Source organism: Streptomyces nigrescens (assembly GCF_027626975.1).
Taxonomy (GTDB): Bacteria; Actinomycetota; Actinomycetes; order Streptomycetales; family Streptomycetaceae; genus Streptomyces; species Streptomyces nigrescens.
This window is the reverse complement of sequence record NZ_CP114203.1, coordinates 4532452-4549730: the sequence shown is the minus strand read 5'-3', so window position 1 is coordinate 4549730 and position 17279 is coordinate 4532452. Positions and strand designations below refer to the sequence as shown.

The following is a 17279-nucleotide window of genomic DNA, read 5'->3' as shown; positions in this document are numbered from 1 at the left end:
CGAGGCCCCTACCCCAGCGCCCGCTCCAGGCTTCCCAGCGCCGACTCCAGCTCCTCGGCGGTGATGGTCAGCGGCGGGGCCAGCCGGATCGTCGAGCCATGGGTGTCCTTGACCAGGACGCCTTCCTTCAGCAGGCGTTCGCTGATCTCCCGGCCGGTGCCGAGCGCGGGGTCGATGTCGACACCGGCCCACAGGCCGCGGGCGCGGAAACCGGTCACGCCCTTGCCGGTCAGCGCGGCCAGGCCGCCGCGCAGCTGTGCGCCGAGTTCGGCGGCGCGGCGCTGGAACTCCCCGGTGGCGAGCAGCTCGACCACCGCCGAACCGACCGCGGCCGCCAGGGGGTTGCCGCCGAAGGTCGAGCCGTGCTGGCCGGGGCCGAGCACGCCCAGCACCTCGCGGCGGGCGACGACCGCGGAGACCGGGACGATGCCGCCGCCGAGCGCCTTGCCGAGCAGCAGCATGTCCGGCACCACGGATTCGTGCTCGACCGCCAGGGTCGTGCCGGTGCGGCCCAGCCCGGACTGGATCTCGTCGGCGATGAACAGACAGCCGTTGCGCCGGGTCAGTTCGCGTACGCCGGTGAGGTAGCCGTCGTCGGGGATGAGGACGCCCGCCTCGCCCTGGATGGGCTCGATGAGGACGGCGGCCGTCGTCTCGTCCAGGGCCGCTTCGAGCGCGGCGAGGTCGTTGTACGGGACGGTGCGGAAGCCGGGGGCGAAGGGCCCGAAGCCCACGCGGGCCGTGTCGTCGTCGGAGAAGCCGACGATGGTGGTCGTCCGGCCGTGGAAGTTGCCGCCCGCCACCACGATCGTCGCCCGGTCCGCCGGGACGCCCTTGACGTCGTACGCCCACTTGCGGGCGACCTTGATGCCGCTCTCCACCGCCTCGGCGCCGGTGTTCATCGGCAGCACCATGTCCAGGCCGGTCAGCTCGGCGAGGCCCTCGGCGAAGCCGGCGAGCCGGTCGTTGTGGAACGCCCGCGAGGTGAGGGTGAGCTGGTCGAGCTGGCGGTGCGCGGCCTCGATCAGGGCCGGGTGGCGGTGGCCGAAGTTGAGGGCCGAATAGCCGGCCAGCATGTCGAGGTAGCGGCGCCCCTCGACGTCCTCGACCCAGACGCCTTCGGCGCGGGCGACCACCACGGGCAGCGGGTGGTAGTTGTGCGCGAGGACCGGGCCCTCGGCCTGGATGAGCTCCGCGGACGAACGGGGAGCGTGGACCGTGGCGGCGGTACGGGTGGGAGCGGTCATCAGCGAATCTCCTGGGTGCAGCACTTGATGCCGCCGCCGGCCTTGTGGAACTCCGACAGGTCGACGGGGACGGGGACATAGCCGAGCGCGCCGAGCTGCGCGATCAGGCCGGTCGCCTGCGGGGCGACGAAGACATGGCGGCCGTCGGAGACGGAGTTGAGGCCGAAGGCCATGGCGTCCTCCCGGGTGGCGAGCACCGCGTCGGGGAACAGCCGCCGCAGCACCTCACGGCTGCCGGACGAGAAGGCCTCGGGGTAATAGGCGATGTTCGCCTCGCCCGTCTCCGGCGTCTCCTCCAGGACGAAGAGCGCGGTGTCCAGGTGGTAGAAGTACGGGTCCACCAGCTGGAGGCCGATCGTCGGTACGCCGAAGAACTCCTGCACCTCGCGGTGTGCCGCCGGGGTGGTGCGAAAGCCCGTACCCGCAAGGATGTAGCGGCCGGCCGGTACGAGATCGCCCTCGCCCTCGCACTGCGACTCCGGCCGGTAGACGTCGTATCCGGCCGCCTTGAACCAGGTCTCGTACTCCGTGGACTCCGGCCGCCGCTGCGGCGCGTGGAAGTGCGAGCCGAAGACCCGGCCGCCCACGACGAGCGCGGAGTTCGCCGCGAAGACCATGTCCGGCAGGCCGGCCACCGGGGGCACGGTCTCCACGGTGTGCCCGTGCGCGCGGTAGGTGCCCATCAGGGCCTCCCACTGGCGCCCCGCGAGCGCGGTGTCCACCGGCACATCCGCACGCATCCATGGGTTGATCGCGTAATGCACGGCGAAGTGTCTGGGCTCGCAGACCAGATAGCGCCGGGGGCGCGACACACGACTCATCGGCACGGGACGATCCCTTCGCTTCTCAGGAGCATGCGGGTGACCTGGTGTCACAGAGGGTCACCCGAAGTGCTTCCAAGGTAAGGAGCGGGGGATTCGGGACACAAGAAACAAATGCTGCTCAGCGGCGCAGCAATGCTGCGTGTAGGGGGCGCTGAGCGCAGCATTACTGCGCGATCCTGCCGCGCATTCCGCGTCCGGGGCGTGGGTGCCGGGGTCCCGGCGGCTGTGACGGGCCCGCGCGCACCGGCCCGCTTCAGTGGGTGGTCCCTCCCGAGGACTGGCGGGCGCCCGCCTCCGGGCTGTCCGGCAGCAGGTGGGACAGCACCATGTAGCTGATCGTCTTGCGGATGAACGGCTCGGCCCGGATGCGTTCGAGCACCTCCTCGAAGTGCTCCACATCGGTCGCCCGGACGTGCAGCAGCGCATCGGCGCCCCCGGTGACGGTCATCGCCGCCGCGATCTCCGGGTGGTTGCGCACCACCTCCGCGAGCCGGCGGGGCGGCGCCGCGCTGTCGCAGTACACCTCGACGTACGCCTCGGTCAGCCAGCCCAGCGCGGCCGGGCGGACGGTGGCGGTGAACCCCGTGATCACGTTGTTCTCCCGCATCCGGTCCACCCGCCGCTTCACCGCGGTCGACGACAGCCCGATCGCCGCACCGATCTCCGCGAAGCTCGCCCGGCCGTTGTCGATCAGCGCCGCAACGATCTTGCGGTCGAGGTCGTCGAAGGGCACGGCCTTGTTGGTCACGGGGGCCTCCCGATTGATCCCGGTCCATCCCGGTGATGCTCCGTCGCGGTCGCCTCACGGTAGCGACACCGGGGGCGGGGGGAGCGGGGGCGGGCTGGTGGCTCGCCAGGAGTTCGGGACCGGGTAGTGGCTCGCCACGGGACAGCCCTCAGGGGTTCTGCGCCGGCTCCACGCGTTGCAGCCCCGCCCGCCGTACGACCTCCGGTCCGAGCCGGGCCGCGCGGGCCACCAGGGCGGGGCCGTCCCAGTCCGGTGGCCAGCCCTGCCACAGGCGGAGCTTGCCGTTGACGACGACCGCGGTGATCTGGTCGCGGCCGGCGAGGCGGACCAGTTCCCACTCCAGGTCGTAGGAGGGCGTCAGTTCGGGGACGTTGAGGTCCACGACGAGGTAGTCGGCGGCCTTGCCGACCGCGATCTCGCCGGTGACACGGCCCAGGCCGAGCGCGTCGGCGCTGCGGGCGGTCGCATGCTCCAGCCACAGCCGCCCGGCCCCGCACACCGAGTCGCCCGCGGCCATGCCGTACGCCAGCCGCTGTGCCGTCTCCCCGGCGTCGAGCAGCCGGAAGCCGTCCGCGCGGGTGCCGTCGGTGCCCATGCCGAACCGCACACCCATCGCGGCCAGCATGGTCGCGTGCGCGACACCGTTGCCCTTCCAGGCGCTGGCCACCGGGTTGTAGCTGATCGCCGCGCCGGAGCCGGCCAGCAGCCGCATCTCCGCGGGGGTGAGGAGGGTGGCGTGCGCGCCCAGGGTGTGCGGGCCGAGCGCGCCCAGGTGGTGCAGATGTTCCAGCGGGCGCCGGCCGACGCTCTTCAAGGAGCGCTCCACGGAGGCGAGATGTTCATTGACATGGACCTGTAGCACCGCGCCCGCCTCGGCGCACAGATCGGCGGTCCTCTTGATGACCTTGCCGGGCGCGTCCTCGGGGACGGCGATCGCGAGCGAGGGGTGGATCAGCGGATGCCCGTCCCACCGCGCCAGGTGTGCCGGGCCGCCCGTGCCCTTGGAGACGATCTTGGACAGTACGCACCGGATACCGGCCTCCTCGGTGCCCCGCGCCACCGCCCGGACGTCCACGGGGGCCCGGGTCCCGGCATCGGCGACCGTGGTGAAGCCGCCGCGGAGGGCTTCCAGTGCGGCCAGTTTCGCCGAGACGTAGGCGCTCTCCTCGTCCAGCGCGTGCTCCAGCGGCTCCCAGATCGTCTTGAAGATCTCCGAGGGCTGTCCGAAGGACTGGGCCTTGCCGAAACTCTGGGTCAGATGGTGGTGCGCGTCCACGAATCCGGGCATCAGCAAGTGGCCGTCCAGGCGCACCGGTTGCAGGTCACGGTGCTGGGCGAGGAGCTGTCGCGCCGGTCCGACCGCGCGGAACCGTCCGCCGTCGACGAGCACGGCCCGGCCCCGCACCGGTCCCTCCGGCAACAGCAGCACCTCGGGCACCAGCAGCTGCCGTGTGCCGTGGAACCGTTCGGGCCGCAGTGCGCCCTTCCCGTGGGGTGCGTCGGCCGCTGCCGTGCCGCCGAGGAACCCGCTCGCGCCGGTCGCCCCCATGCCGACCAGGAACCCCCGCCGCCGGAAGCCGCCGTGCGCCGCGGCCGTGTCCTGCTGTCCGCCCGGGGGAGTGCCGGGGTCCTGCGGTGGTTCCCCGGGCAGGCCCTGCTGCCCCATCGGACCCTGCTGCTCGTTCGTCAACCCGCTCGCCTGCTTCCCGTACTTGGTTCCCGTACTTCGCTGCGTGTAGTGCCTCTCGTTGAGCCGTCCCCGGGGTGGCCCGACCCTAGAACCACTGCGGAATTGGAACAAGGGTTCCGGCATGCGAGATTCGTGGGCGGGGTGGGCGGGTGGTGCCACACCCGCACGGGCCCGGTGAGCCCCTGGTCGTGGCCTACGGGCGGGGTGTTGGGGGTGGCGTGACGTATCCGGCATACGGGGCGGGGCCGGGCGCGTGGGTCCTCCGTCCCCGGCGGACGCCGCATGGGATCCTGGTGTGTCATGGATCTGCCGGACGGTCGGTGGACGTGCGGCGATGACGAGGGTGCCCGATGAGACTCTGCTTCCTGGTGGAGGAGCAGTACCGCCATGACGGCATGCCCCTGGAGGTGATCCACCAACTCCGCGCCTGGGACCACCAGGTGGACGTGGTGTGGCCCGGCCGCTCGCTGATCCGGATATCCGAGGCGATACAGGCGGGCAGCCACGACGCCTGGGTCCTCAAGACCGTCTCCGGCGGTCCGGGCCTGACCCTCCTGGAAGCGGCCGCCTCCGTCGGGCTGACGACGGTCAACGACGTCCGGGCCATCCGTGGCGTACGGGACAAGGCGCTGGCCGCGGTGATCGCCCGCAGCAAGGGGCTGCCCGTCCCCGTGACGTATGCGGCGGCCCGGCCCGAGGAGTTCGCGGAGATACCGGAGGCGGAGTTCCCCCTCGTGGTCAAGCCCGCCGACGGCAGCTCCGGGCGCGCCGTCCGGCTGGTGGCGACGCCGGACCGGCTGCCGGTCCCGGTGGCGCCGGGCGGCCCGGACGCACCGGACGGCCCGCACGGCGGACTGCTCATCGCCCAGCCCTACGTCCCCAACTCCGGTACGGATCTGAAGGTGTACAGCGTCGCCGGTGAGCTGTACGCGACCGAGCGGTGCTCCCCGCTGCATCCCGCCCACGCCGTCCGCGAACGGCAGGTACCGCTCACCCCCGAAGTCGCCCGGATCACCGCCGAGATAGGCGACGTCTTCGGCCTCGACCTCTACGGGGTCGACATCCTGCTCGGACCGGACGGCCCGGTGATCGTCGACATCAATGACTTCCCCAGCTTCCGCCAGGTGCCGGACGCGGTCGCCCGGGTGTCCGCCGCCGTCCTGGACCTGGCCCGGCATGGGACGAGGGGGCGGGATGCGTCTGTAGGGGAGGCGTCCGTACGGGAGGTGTCCGTAGGGGCGACGTCCGTGCGGGAGGCACGGGAGGCACGGGAGGCATCCGTACGGGAGGCCGCCCCAGCCGCCCCGGCCGCCCCGTTCACCGTGCAGCCCCTTCCCCGCCCCGCCCGGCCCGCGGCGTCGATCGGCGGCGGCCGGTGAGGATCTGTCTGCTCACCGCGGACCCCGGGCATCCGCTGCTCGCCGCGGTCACCGGTCTGCTGGCCCCGGAGCACCAGGTGGAAACCCTGGACCCGGGCGCCGAGGGGCCGGGCCCGGACCTCTCCTCGCTCGCCGACGTCTATCTCCTCAAGGCGCGGACGCCCCGGGCGCTGGCGCTCGCCGCGCTCCTGGAGGAGCACGGCGCCCCAGTGCTCAACTCGGCCGCGGCGACGGCCCGGTGCCAGGACCGGGTGGAGATGGCCGCGGTGGCCCGCGCCGACGGGCTGCCGTTCGCCGGCACCCGCTTCGCGGCCACCCTCGGGGAACTGGCCGCGGAAGGTGGCCCGGCCGGGCCGCTGGTGATCAAGAGCCGGTTCAGCCGGCGCCGGGACCTGGTGACCCGTGCCGACAGCGCCGTACAGCTGCGGGAACTGGCCGCCGACTGGCCCGAAGAGCCTGTGGTGGTCCAGGAGTTCACCGTGAACAGCGGCTGGGACCACAAACTGTGGGTGGTCGACGGGCAGCTCTTCGCCGCGCTGCGCCGCTCGGAGCTGGCCCCGGACGGCCGCGGCCCGACGCTGCCGCTGCCGGTCGGCGAACTGCCCGCGAGCTGGACGGCCGCCGCGCTCCGGGTCGGCGAGGTCTTCGGGCTGGAGGTCTACGGGGTGGATCTTCTCGACGCCGGGGGCGGTGCGCCCCTCATCGTGGACATCAACGCCTTCCCCGGCATCCGCGGCCAGGCCGGTGCCCCGGAGGCGCTGGCGGCACTCGCCCTGCGGACCGCGGTGAGCGGCCGGACCGGTAGCGCGGCCGAAAGAAAAGTGCCACAAGTCAGCGAGAAATGAACCCGATTCGGAGCACTCCGGACCGAAGGAGAGCGGAGGCGGAAGCTCCTCCTCCATAAGGCCTAAGGCGCTGACCCCTGGGGTAGCGCTGCCCCCGTCAAGGAGGGCGTGGTGCAACGCGCCTTCCTTCCGTACGTATGGGGAGAGGCCGGCACCGGTGACACAGCCATTTGAATTGCCCCACTTCTACACGCCCCATCCGGCGCGGTTGAACCCGCATCTGGAGACGGCGCGGGCCCATTCCAAGAAGTGGGCCCGTGACATGGGGATGCTGGAGGGCTCGGACATCTGGGAGGAGAAGGACCTCGACTCCCACGATTACGCCCTGCTGTGTTCCTACACCCACCCGGACTGCGATGCCGATGCGCTCTCGCTGGTGACCGACTGGTACGTCTGGGTCTTCTTCTTCGACGACCACTTCCTGGAGACGTTCAAGCGGACGCTGGACCGGAAGGGCGGCAAGGAGTACCTCGACCGGCTGCCCGCCTTCATGCCGATGGATCTGACAACGCCCCTCCCGGAGCCGGTCAACCCTGTTGAGGCCGGGCTCGCCGACCTGTGGGCGCGCACGGTGCCGCGGATGTCCATGGACTGGCGGCGGCGGTTCGCCGAGAGCACCGAGCATCTGCTCAACGAGTCGCTGTGGGAACTGTCCAATATCAACATTCACCGCGTGCCCAACCCCGTCGAGTACATCGAGATGCGTCGCAAGGTCGGTGGCGCGCCCTGGTCGGCGGGCCTGGTGGAGTACGCGACCGGCGCCGAGGTACCCGCGGCCGTCGCCGCCTCCCGGCCGCTGCGGGTGCTGCGCGACACCTTTTCCGACGCCGTCCATCTGCGGAACGACCTGTTCTCCTACCAGCGGGAGACGGAGGAGGAGGGCGAGCTGAGCAATGGCGTCCTGGTGCTGGAGACGTTCCTGGACTGCACCACCCAGGAGGCGGCGGACGCCGTCAACGATCTGATCACCTCCCGGCTGCAGCAGTTCGAGAACACCGTCGTCGCCGAACTCCCCGCGCTCTTCCTGGAGAAGGGCCTCGATCCGGCGTCCTGCGCGGATGTGCTGGCGTACGCCAAGGGGCTCCAGGACTGGCAGTCCGGCGGCCACGAATGGCATATGCGCTCCAGCCGCTACATGAACGGCGGCGGGGCGGCGGCCGGCCGCTCGCAGCCCTGGTCGCCGTTCTCCTTCGGCGGGCTCGGCACCTCGGCGGCGGACCTGGACACCGCCCTGGCCACGGCCGGTGCGCTCCGCTTCCGCAGCGGCACCCACCTCCCGCACCGCAAGGTCGGACCGTCCCGACTCCCTGATTTCTTCATGCCGTTCACCACCACCCTCAGCCCGCATCTGGAGGGCGCCCGGCAGCGGCTCCTCGACTGGGCGCACCGGATGGGCATCCTCCAGCCGCAGCCCGGGGTGCCGCTGTCCGACGTCTGGGACGAGCCCGCGATGATCCGGCACGATCTGGCGCTGTGCGCGGCCGGCATCCATCCGGACGCCACCCCGGAGCAACTGGACCTGAGCGCCGCCTGGCTGGCCTGGGGCACCTACGCCGACGACTACTACCCGGCGGTCTTCGGTCGCACCCGCGACATCGCCTCGGCCAGGGTGTGCACCGAGCGGCTGTCGGCCTTCATGCCGCTCGACGCCACGACGCCCGCACCGGAGCCGGTCAACGCCCTCGAACGCGGGCTGGCGGACCTGTGGCCCCGTACGACGGGCTCCATGGGTCTTGAGGCGCGCCGGGAGTTCCGTGCAGCCGTCGACACCATGACGGCCAGCTGGCTCTGGGAGATCGACAACCAGATCCAGAACCGCATCCCCGACCCGGTCGACTACATCGAGATGCGCCGGGCGACCTTCGGCGCCGACCTCACCATGAGCCTGAGCCGGATCGGCCGTGGCCGGCAGGTCCCGCCGGAGATCTACCGCACCGGCACCCTGCGCTCACTGGAGAACGCCGCCGCCGACTACGCGGGCCTGATGAACGATGTCTTCTCGTACCAGAAGGAGATCGAGTACGAGGGGGAGGTCCACAACGGCATCCTGGTCGTCCAGACCTTCTTCGGCTGCGACTACCCGACCGCGCTGACCATCGTCCATGACCTCATGACCTCGCGGATGCGCGAGTTCCAGCATGTCGCGGCCCATGAACTCCCGGTCGTCTGCGAGGACTTCCAGCTCTCGGCGGAGGAGCGCGAGGCGCTGGACGGCTATGTCCGCGAGCTGGAGCGCTGGATGGCCGGCATCCTCATCTGGCACCGGGACTGCCGGCGCTACCAGGCCTCCGAGCTGCGCCACCCGACGGGCTCGCCGGGCCGGGTGGGCGCGCCGACCGGTCTGGGCACGTCCGCGGCCCGCCTCTTCCGGTCGGTCGCGCGGGTGGGGTAGACGGGCGGCGGCCCGGCCCGCGGACTCCCTCGCCGGCTGCGGAGCGGGCCGGGCGCCGGCGTCGGGCTGGGCGCGTTCGTCGGCCCGGGCGCCGGCGTCGGCCCCGGGCATCGGCCCGAGGCGGGGCCGGGCCCGCCGGCCGCGGACTCCCCGCGCCATGCGCCCGTGCCCCTCCCGTGCGCACTTTCGCGTCATGTGCCATCGACCTATGGTTCATGACCCATGCCTACGGGGGCGAGCGGTCAGGGGGCGAGCGATGGCGGCAGGGAGTGCACCGGGCGGGTCGGCAGGTGCTTCGGCGGCACGGCGGGCGCAGCAGGCCCGCCGTCAGGAGCGGCTGTTACGCGAACAATGGCAGGCCGCCCGACAGCGGGCCGAGCGCTGGGAGGCGGCGAGCGAGGGGGAACAGCGGGTCGCCGCCCAGCTGCTGATGCTGACCGAGCGGGGCTGGCGGCTGCTCGTGGACCGGCGCTGGCCGGGCACCCGCGCGGCCAATGTCGACATGCTGCTGATCGGCCCCGGCGGGGTCTTCGTCATCGACGTCAAGAACTGGCGGGCCGCACCCGAGGCCTCGGGCGGCCGGCTGCGGGCCGGGGGATTCTCCCGCGATGAGCACCGTCGCAAGCTGCTCGCGGTCACCAAGGCAGCCGAGAGCGCGGTGGCGTCCCTGGGAATGTCCCCGGTGGCGGTGCGTCCGCTGCTGGCCTTCGCGGGGCACCGGGTCGACGCGGAGCTGGGCCGGATACGGCTGCTGGGCGAGCGGGAGATCGGACCGGCGCTGCTGTCGGAGCGCACCCGGCTGTCCGCGGAGTCCGTCCGGGCCCTCGCCGACCATCTGGAGCGGGCCTTCCCCGAGTACGAGGCCCCGCCCGCCGCCCGCACGCCGGACGCCGCCGCCCGCACGCCGGCCGCCGGGTCCGACGGCCTCTTCGACCTCGACGGGCTGCGGGAAGCCGCCCTCGACGAGGCGCGCCGGGCCCCCATCGAGCAGTGGATGACCTTCCTCGACCCCGACCAGCTCGCGCTGGTACGGCGCAACTGGGCCGGCCCGGCCAGGATCAGCGGCCCGGCCGGCACCGGCAAGACGGTCATCGCCCTGCACCGCGCCGCCTACCTCGCCCAGCGCACCAACGGCCGCATCCTGTACGTCACCTTCGCCAACAACCTCCCCCGCGTCCAGGCCACCTTCCTGAAGACCATGGCCCCGGCGGTGGCCGACCGGGTCGACTTCCGCAGCCTGCACTCCTGGGCGCAGGAGTATCTGCGCGACCGGGGCGTCCCGGTCCATCTGCACAAGGAGAAGGCGGAGACGGCCTTCAGCTTCGCCTGGAAACACGTCGGCCGGAACAGCTGTCTGACCGAGATCGATCCGCTGCACCCGTACTGGCGGGAAGAGATCGACTACGTCATCAAGGGCCGCGGCCTCACCTCCTTCGAGGAGTACGCCGCCCTCCCGCGCCGTCGCCGCCGCGCCGGTCTGCGCCGCCCGCACCGGCAGGCCGTCTGGTCCCTGTACGAGGCGTACGAGGCACAGCGCACCGAGCGCGCCGTCCACGACTTCAACGATGTGCTCTCCCTCGCGCTCGCCGAGGCGGCCGGCCGTACCGGCCACAGCGCCTACACGGCGGTCGTCGTGGACGAGGTCCAGGACCTGACCCTCGTCGGGGTGCGCCTGCTGCATGCCCTGGTGGGCGACACCCCCAACGGCCTCCTCCTGGTCGGGGACGGCCAACAGGCCGTCTACCCGGGAGGGTTCCGCCTCTCGGACGCGGGCATCGACATCCGCGGCGACCGCGGCCAGGTGCTGCGCGCCAACTACCGCAACAGCAAGGAGATCGTGGACACCGCGCTCTCCGTGGTCGCCGAGGACGCCTTCGAGGACCTCGACGGCACACGCACCCCGGGCCGCCGGGACGTCGACCTGACCTACCACGACGGCGAGGTGCAGCGCGCCGTACTGACCACCCCCGCCGCGCACGACGAGGCCCTGCTGACCGCTCTGCGCGCCCTGACACCCCAGGAGCTGGCCGGCTCCGCCGTCCTCTGCCCCTCGAAGCGCGCCATCGAGCATTACCAGCGCCTCCTCACCCGGGCGGGCCTGCCCGTCTGCGCGCTCGACCGCTACGACGGACACCCGGTCGAGGCCGTCAAACTCGGCAGCTACCGCCGCGCCAAGGGCCTGGAATTCAAACGCGTCTATCTGCCGCAGCACGACGCCCACCTACCCAACGGGACCCCGGAGCTCCCGGACGGCCCGGCCCCCGCCGAAACCGCCCACGAGCGCGCGGAACTGGCGCGCAGTCAGCTCTACGTCGCCATGACCCGCGCCCGCGACGTCCTCTGGCTGGGCAGCGTCCGGGCGGTCCGGACGGTCCGGGCGGACTGACCCGCTGGCGCGGCCGATGATGGCGCGGCCGATGACGGCGGGGCCGGTGACACGGCCGGTCGGAGCGCCCAGGCGGCACGAAATGTGCTGCTGCTCGGTGAATCTCCCCTTCGAGATGAATATCCCGAGAGGGCGTCGGGAACCCCACATGGCGACATTCCGTAAGGGCCTGACCCAGGACCGGCCCGCCGTCATGGCTGACAGGAGTTCCGACTGTGCGACGCAAGACCGCTTTCCTTGGTGCGCTGGCTCTCACCGGGGGGCTCGTCGCGTTCGCTCCCTCCGGCGCACATGCCGTCACCGGCGTCATCACGTACCACACCCGGCCCGAGAACCGGCCGCACGAGATCCTCGACCCCGGCGACGACCACTGCTACGGAGTGGGGGACGGCTACGGCGAGGTGGACAACGACACCCCCACCGACCTCGTCCTGTACACCGGCCGCGACTGCACCGGCCGCGTGGTGACCGTCGTGCGCGCCCGCTCCTGGCTCAACGCCAAATTCGGCAGCCTCCAACTGAGCGCGAACGGCCCCCGGGAACCGGTCACGTCCGCCGACGAGGACCGTCGGGACGACCAGGATCGTCGCGATGACCAGGCCCGATCCGACGCTCCGGACCGTTCGGACAGCCCGGCCCGTTCCGATGACTCAGATGCCTCCGGCAACCCGGACTCGTCCGGTAGCTCCGACCCCTCCGACCCGTCCGACAGCTTGGATCACTCCGACCACCCGGAGAGCCCGCTGGACCCGGACAACTCGGCGGACAACTCGGAAGGCCGCGAGCGGCCCGCGAGTTCGGCAAGCCCTGTGGACCCGGTGAACGCGGGAAGTCCGGGACGGCCGGGACGCCCGGCGCGTTCGGGGGGTGCCGGCTGAGGTCGGGCCTCAGCCACGCCACCAGTCCTCCGCGTACGCGCGAAAGCTGCGGGGCGGGCGGCCGGTGAGGCGTTCGACGGTGTCGGTGACGTGGTCTTCGGTGCCGTCGGCGATGGCGTGGTCCAGGTCGGCCAGCAGGGTGGCGAACTCCGTGGGCAGGTCGGTGGCGAGGCGGTCGCGTAGCTGTGCGCGGGTGACGGGGTGGTGGCGGACGAGCCGGCCGGTGACCGTGGTGAGGGTGGCGGCGATGTCGTCGTAGCTCAGGGCCTCGGGGCCGGTGAGTACCAGGTCGTGGCCGGTGAGCGGTGTGCTGGTGAGGGTGTGTGCGGCGACGGCGGCGATGTCGTCCGCGTCGATGAAGCCGACCCGGCCGGTGCCGGTCGCGGTCATGAGGGTGCCGTGGGCGCGGACGGCCTCCGCATGCGGATGGCTGCCGGTGAAGTTCTGCATGAACCAGGAGGGCCGCAGGACCACCCACTCGTCGAAGAGGTCCGGGAGCGCCGCGTGCACCTGCCCGACTCCCGGGCCGCCGGCCGGGAGGGCGGAGGAGCTGAGGAGGACGACGCGGCGCACTCCCGCCGTACGGGCCAGTGCCAGGAACGGCAGCATCACGGCGGCCGGGTCCGGGGCCGCGGTGGGCGGGACGAGGTAGAGCCGGGTTGCTCCGCGAAGGGCGTCGTCGTGGGTGGCGGGGTCGTGCCAGTCGAAGACGACGGGCCGGGTGCCGGGCAGCTCGGGGGCGCGGCGGCCGGCGGCCCGGACGGGGTGTCCCAGAGCGAGGAGCCGGGGCACGAGGCGGCTGCCGGTGGTGCCGGCGGCCCCGGTGACCAGGACGGTGTCGCGGCCGGGCGGGAGAGCGGTGTCGTGGCCGGGCACCGTGCTGCGGTCGGTCGCGGTGCTGTGCTGGGTCGCTGTGCTGTGGTCGCTCACGGTGTTGTGGTCGGTCATGAGGGCTCCGTCAGGGCGCTTGGGTGAGCGGAGACTTCGCCTCGCTCATGGAGGCCGGGATGGCCAGTGGGTTCCAGTAGTCGCGGTAGTGCGTGATGCGGCCGCCTACGACCGTGACCACGGCGGTGTAGGACATCTCGTACGGGGCGCCGGTGGCCACGAACCGGCCGGTGGCGCGCATTTCGACGACGATGGTGTCCGGGCTGTCGGTGCCGTGGATCTCCAGGTGGGGGAAGGCCTGGAGATCGATGTGGTCGGGATAGTCCTGCAGGTACGCGGCGATCGCCGCCCTGCCCTCCAGCCGCTTCGGATAGCCGTCTGGGGCGAAGGGGAACTCGAAGACCGCGTGGTCGTCGCACAGGGCCACCCAGGCGTCCATGTTCTTGTCCAGGAGCAGTTGCAGCCCGTGGCGGTAGAGCTCCGCCGGTGTAGGCGTCGTGGGCGTCGTGGGCGTCGTGGGTGTCATGGGTGTCGTAGGAGTGATGCGGTCGAGGGGCTTGCTGTGCTCGCTTTGGCTCATGGGGAGGCCTCGCCTCTACACTGGAATGCAATGCGGACCGATGGTCCGCTTAGCTGTTGCCGAGACTATACGGACCGACGGTCCGCTTTGTGAAGAGGGGGCCGCGGATGGCCGAACGCAAGGCGCGTGCGGACGCGCTCCGCAACCGCGAGACCGTTCTGGCGGCCGCCGACCAGCTCTTCGCCCGCAGTGCGAGCCCCCGCGGTGTGTCGATGGACGACATCGCGGCGGCGGCCGGGGTCGGCAAGGGCACGCTCTTCCGCCGCTTCGGCGATCGCACGGGGCTGATCCGGGCGGTGTTCGAGGCGCGGATCGAGCCGCTGCGGCATGCCGTGGCGGAGGGCCCGCCTCCGCTCGGTCCGTCCGCCGCGCCGCGCGAACGGGTGCCGGCGCTGCTCGATGCCGTGCTGTGCTTCAAGTGGGACCACCGTCATCTGTCGCTCGCCCTGGAGGAGGCCGGTAGCGGCAGCCCGTATGAGGGGGCGCATTACGCGTGGTGGCACGGCATCCTGCGGGAGATGCTGGAGCGGTGGTGGGGTGCCGAGGGCGGCGCGGGGCAGGGGGTGGCGGCCGGTTCGGCCCCACCGGACGGTGACTTCACGGCGCATGTGCTGCTGGCCGCCACCCGGGCCGATCTGGTCGAGCATCTCGCCGGTCAGGACGGGATGACCCGGGAGCGGATGCGGGCCCAACTGGCCGCGTTCGTGGGCAAGTTGCTGGGTGATGGTGAGGGGGGTGCCTGAGGCCGCCTCCCCCCCCTGGCGGGGCGGGCGCCGCCGAGGTGCGGTGCGGTTGCGCCCTGCAGGGGCGCGCGGGAACTGCGCGACCGGCCACGACGCGGCCGCAGACGAGACACAGGACGGTACCTCTCGGCTCGGTACCCCGAAATCGCTCAGCGCCGTGCGGGGCGGCCGGCCCAGTCGGTCAGGGCGCGGTGTCGCTCGATGCGGCGGGCCGGCAGCGCCGGGGTACGGGTGGCCCAGGCGATATGGCCGTCGGGGCGGATGAGGATCTCGCGTACCCCGTCGAGGTCGGTGCGGTGCTCGTGCCGGGTGACGGTCAGGGCGGTCACCCGCGGCCCCCAGCCCGTGGTGACGGTTCGCCTCAGATCCTCATCGCCCGCGAGGTCCAGCAGGACGAACCGGCCGGGCGGCAGGAGCTCATGGGCGCGGCCGGCCGTTGAGTCGGCCGCCGTCAGGGCGACATCGGGCATCCGTCGTCCCACCAGGGGGTCGGCGTCGGCGGCGGTGGGCGGATAGGCCGTGTCGAGCGCGGAAATCCGCCCGGCCAGACGCCGGTTGACCTCCTCGATGCCCAGCAGTTCCGTCAGCAGTTTGCGCAGCGCGGCGGCCGGGCGCTGATACAGCGGGAGCAGGGTCAGCTCCATCAGCAGCGTCTGGACCTCGGTGTTCTCCGTGACCGCCTGTCCGATCGGATGGCGCTCGGCGTGGTAGCTGTCGAGCAGCCCGGGCGGCGCCCAGCCGCTGATCTCGGCGGCGAGCTTCCAGCCCAGGTTCATCGCGTCCTGGAGTCCGGTGTTGAGGCCCTGGCCGGCCGCCGGGAAGTGGATGTGCGCGGCATCGCCCGCCAGTAGGACACGACCGGCGCGGTAACGGGCGGCGAGCCGGGTGGCATTGCCGAAGCGCGACAGCCAACGGGGCTGCGCCACCCCGCAGTCGGTGCCGCAGATGTCCGCCAGGGAGGTCCGGAACTCCTCCAGCGTCAGCGGCTCGGCGGCCGGTGTGCGCATCCGCCGCGGATCGACGAGGACGATCCGGGTGAGGCCTCCCGGCCGCCCCTCCGCCGGGCCGCCGTCCGTCCGTTCGTCCTCCGGCTCCGGCTCTGGCTCCAGCGGGGCGATCAGTACGCCATGGGCACGCGCACGGTCGAGGGCCGCCGGATCGACGACCGCGAAATCCCCCAGTGCGCCGGTCAGGGTCTCGTCGGTGCCGGGGAACTCGATACCGGCGGCCCGCCGCACCGCGCTCCGTCCGCCGTCGCACCCGACCACATACCGAGCGCGTACGGTCCTCAGGTCACCGCCGGGCCCGCGGACGTCCACCTCGACACGGCCCGCGTCCGTGCGTCCGCCCCGCCCGTCGCCGCTACCTCGGCCGCTGTCACTGCCGTCGTCCTGGCGCAGGCCGACCACCTCGTATCCGCGCCGGATCGGCACGTCGAGTGCGTGGGCGCGCTCCGCGAGCAGTTGCTCGGTACGGGCCTGGGCGAGGAACAGCGTGTAGCCGTGCCGGGTGTCCAGCGCGCTGAAGTCCAGCCGGGTGTCCAGTCCGGCGAAGTGCCACCCGGGTACGGCTCGCCCGCGTGCCAGGAAGCGCTCCACCAGGCCCCGTTGGTCCATCAGCTCGACACTGCGGGGGTGCAGGGTCAGCGCCCGCGACTGCCGCTGCGCCTCGGTCCGCCGCTCAAGGATCTGCACCCGTACGCCGCCCAACGCCAGCTCGGCGCCGAGCATCAGCCCGGTCGGTCCCGCACCCACCACGATCACATCGACATCGACATCGACATCGACATCGACATCGACGTCGGTGTCGATGTCGGTGTTGACGTGGACGTGGGCGTTGCCGTCGATAGCCGCATCCATCAGCTGTCTCCCCGTATTGCTGGGCGCGATTTAGTGAACAGTGTCCACGTGAACGCCGTTCACTATAGTGAGAGCCATGAGCGCCGCGTCAACCCCCAGTCCTCCCAGCCCTCCGAGCTCTCCCGGCGCCCGGCCCGTCGCCACCACAGGGCGTGGCCGGCCCCCGAAGCTCGACCAGGTGCGTACCGTCGAGGCGGCTCTGGCGCTGCTGGACGAGGTCGGGCTCGACGCGCTCACCATGCGGCGGCTGGCCGAGGCGATGGACGTACGGGCCGGTGCCCTGTACCGCTACTTCGCGACCAAGCACGAGCTGCTGACCGCGATGGCCGAGGTGCTGCTGGCCGACTGCCTCGAACGGCCGCTCTCGTCCCCGGACTGGAGCGAGCGGCTGGCCGAACTGGCCCGCCGGATGCGTACGGCGCTCCTCGGCCGCCGCGACGGCGCCCGCGTCTACGCCGGTACGCACGCCACCGGCGCACACACCCTCGGCTTCGCCGACGCCCTCATCGGTGTCCTGCGGGAGGCGGGCTTCGCCGCCGACGCCGCCGCCCGGGCCGCCCTCACGCTCGTCAACTTCATCCTCGGCCACACCCTGGAGGAGCAGGCCGCCCTCCAGGGTGCGGCGGACGAAGGCCCGGCGGACCCGGACCTGCTGCGCGCGGCGGTGACGCCGGGGCAGTACCCCCATCTGGCCGCCGCGTTGCCGGTGCTGACCAGTACGGATTTCACGGCCCACTTCGAGTTCGGGCTGGGGCTGCTCCTCCAGGGCCTGCGCGCCCTCGGGCCCGGCTCCACGTCCCCGGGGACCGGCGGGTGACGC

Annotated in this window: 14 protein-coding genes; 7 read left to right on the top strand and 7 right to left on the bottom strand. The window is 72.3% G+C overall.

What is annotated here, in order from left to right; genetic code table 11:
* Positions 1-8: 8 nt before the first annotated feature.
* The 4 genes from rocD to STRNI_RS20215 form a co-directional block, all read right to left on the bottom strand.
* Positions 9-1247, bottom strand: coding sequence for an ornithine--oxo-acid transaminase (gene rocD / locus STRNI_RS20230; protein ID WP_109891295.1), 1239 nt, complete (start codon positions 1245-1247; stop codon positions 9-11).
* A complete protein-coding gene (gene ddaH, locus STRNI_RS20225) occupies positions 1247-2068 on the bottom strand; it encodes a dimethylargininase (RefSeq protein WP_167540536.1) in 822 nt (273 codons plus the stop codon). The genes rocD and ddaH overlap by 1 nt, the downstream gene beginning before the upstream one ends.
* Positions 2069-2324: 256 nt before the next feature.
* Positions 2325-2819, bottom strand: coding sequence for an Lrp/AsnC family transcriptional regulator (locus STRNI_RS20220; protein ID WP_262042832.1), 495 nt, complete (start codon positions 2817-2819; stop codon positions 2325-2327).
* Between the two features lie 148 nt (positions 2820-2967).
* Positions 2968-4485: an amidohydrolase family protein gene (locus STRNI_RS20215; protein WP_277413292.1), complete on the bottom strand. Its 1518-nt coding sequence runs from the start codon at positions 4483-4485 to the stop codon at positions 2968-2970.
* Between the two features lie 374 nt (positions 4486-4859).
* On the opposite strand from STRNI_RS20215, the gene STRNI_RS20210 reads away from it, so the two are divergent.
* The 5 genes from STRNI_RS20210 to STRNI_RS20190 all read left to right on the top strand — a co-directional run bounded on the left by STRNI_RS20210 (position 4860) and on the right by STRNI_RS20190 (position 12389).
* Positions 4860-5888: an ATP-grasp domain-containing protein gene (locus tag STRNI_RS20210; RefSeq protein WP_277411742.1), complete on the top strand. Its 1029-nt coding sequence runs from the start codon at positions 4860-4862 to the stop codon at positions 5886-5888.
* Positions 5885-6733, top strand: a complete 849-nt coding sequence (locus STRNI_RS20205) for an ATP-grasp domain-containing protein (protein ID WP_277411741.1) — start codon at positions 5885-5887, stop codon at positions 6731-6733. The genes STRNI_RS20210 and STRNI_RS20205 overlap by 4 nt, the downstream gene beginning before the upstream one ends.
* A 157-nt stretch (positions 6734-6890) precedes the next feature.
* Positions 6891-9125: a family 2 encapsulin nanocompartment cargo protein terpene cyclase gene (locus STRNI_RS20200; RefSeq protein ID WP_159487162.1), complete on the top strand. Its 2235-nt coding sequence runs from the start codon at positions 6891-6893 to the stop codon at positions 9123-9125.
* 256 nt (positions 9126-9381) lie between these two features.
* A complete protein-coding gene (locus tag STRNI_RS20195; protein WP_277411740.1) occupies positions 9382-11511 on the top strand; it encodes a nuclease-related domain-containing DEAD/DEAH box helicase in 2130 nt (709 codons plus the stop codon).
* 215 nt (positions 11512-11726) lie between these two features.
* Positions 11727-12389: a chitin-binding protein gene (locus tag STRNI_RS20190; RefSeq protein ID WP_277411739.1), complete on the top strand. Its 663-nt coding sequence runs from the start codon at positions 11727-11729 to the stop codon at positions 12387-12389.
* A gap of 9 nt (positions 12390-12398) precedes the next feature.
* Here STRNI_RS20190 and STRNI_RS20185 read toward each other — a convergent pair whose 3' ends face one another.
* A complete protein-coding gene (locus tag STRNI_RS20185) occupies positions 12399-13337 on the bottom strand; it encodes an NAD(P)H-binding protein (protein WP_277411738.1) in 939 nt (312 codons plus the stop codon).
* A gap of 10 nt (positions 13338-13347) precedes the next feature.
* Positions 13348-13803 carry a nuclear transport factor 2 family protein gene (locus STRNI_RS20180; protein WP_277413291.1) on the bottom strand — a complete coding sequence of 152 codons (456 nt, stop codon included), beginning with the start codon at positions 13801-13803 and terminating at the stop codon, positions 13348-13350.
* A 161-nt stretch (positions 13804-13964) separates the two neighbouring features.
* Here STRNI_RS20180 and STRNI_RS20175 point away from each other — a divergent pair, with 161 nt between their 5' ends.
* A complete protein-coding gene (locus STRNI_RS20175) occupies positions 13965-14600 on the top strand; it encodes a TetR/AcrR family transcriptional regulator (RefSeq protein ID WP_277411737.1) in 636 nt (211 codons plus the stop codon).
* 149 nt (positions 14601-14749) lie between these two features.
* Here the strand turns inward: STRNI_RS20175 and STRNI_RS20170 are convergent, their stop codons facing one another.
* Positions 14750-16459, bottom strand: coding sequence for an FAD-dependent monooxygenase (locus STRNI_RS20170; RefSeq protein WP_277411736.1), 1710 nt, complete (start codon positions 16457-16459; stop codon positions 14750-14752).
* Between the two features lie 76 nt (positions 16460-16535).
* Here STRNI_RS20170 and STRNI_RS20165 point away from each other — a divergent pair, with 76 nt between their 5' ends.
* On the top strand, positions 16536-17276 hold the full coding sequence (locus tag STRNI_RS20165) for a TetR/AcrR family transcriptional regulator (RefSeq protein ID WP_338149751.1): 741 nt from the start codon (positions 16536-16538) through the stop codon (positions 17274-17276).
* Positions 17277-17279 lie beyond the last annotated feature (3 nt).

Coding starts and splice junctions, on each gene's coding strand:
- rocD (WP_109891295.1), bottom strand. CDS start 1,247: ATGACCGCTCCCACCCGTACCGCCGCCACGGTCCACGCTCCCCGTTCG.
- ddaH (WP_167540536.1), bottom strand. CDS start 2,068: ATGAGTCGTGTGTCGCGCCCCCGGCGCTATCTGGTCTGCGAGCCCAGA.
- STRNI_RS20215 (WP_277413292.1), bottom strand. CDS start 4,485: ATGGGGCAGCAGGGCCTGCCCGGGGAACCACCGCAGGACCCCGGCACT.
- STRNI_RS20210 (WP_277411742.1), top strand. CDS start 4,860: ATGAGACTCTGCTTCCTGGTGGAGGAGCAGTACCGCCATGACGGCATG.
- STRNI_RS20195 (WP_277411740.1), top strand. CDS start 9,382: ATGGCGGCAGGGAGTGCACCGGGCGGGTCGGCAGGTGCTTCGGCGGCA.
- STRNI_RS20185 (WP_277411738.1), bottom strand. CDS start 13,337: ATGACCGACCACAACACCGTGAGCGACCACAGCACAGCGACCCAGCAC.
- STRNI_RS20180 (WP_277413291.1), bottom strand. CDS start 13,803: ATGACACCCACGACGCCCACGACGCCCACGACGCCTACACCGGCGGAG.
- STRNI_RS20175 (WP_277411737.1), top strand. CDS start 13,965: ATGGCCGAACGCAAGGCGCGTGCGGACGCGCTCCGCAACCGCGAGACC.
- STRNI_RS20170 (WP_277411736.1), bottom strand. CDS start 16,459: ATGGATGCGGCTATCGACGGCAACGCCCACGTCCACGTCAACACCGAC.
- STRNI_RS20165 (WP_338149751.1), top strand. CDS start 16,536: ATGAGCGCCGCGTCAACCCCCAGTCCTCCCAGCCCTCCGAGCTCTCCC.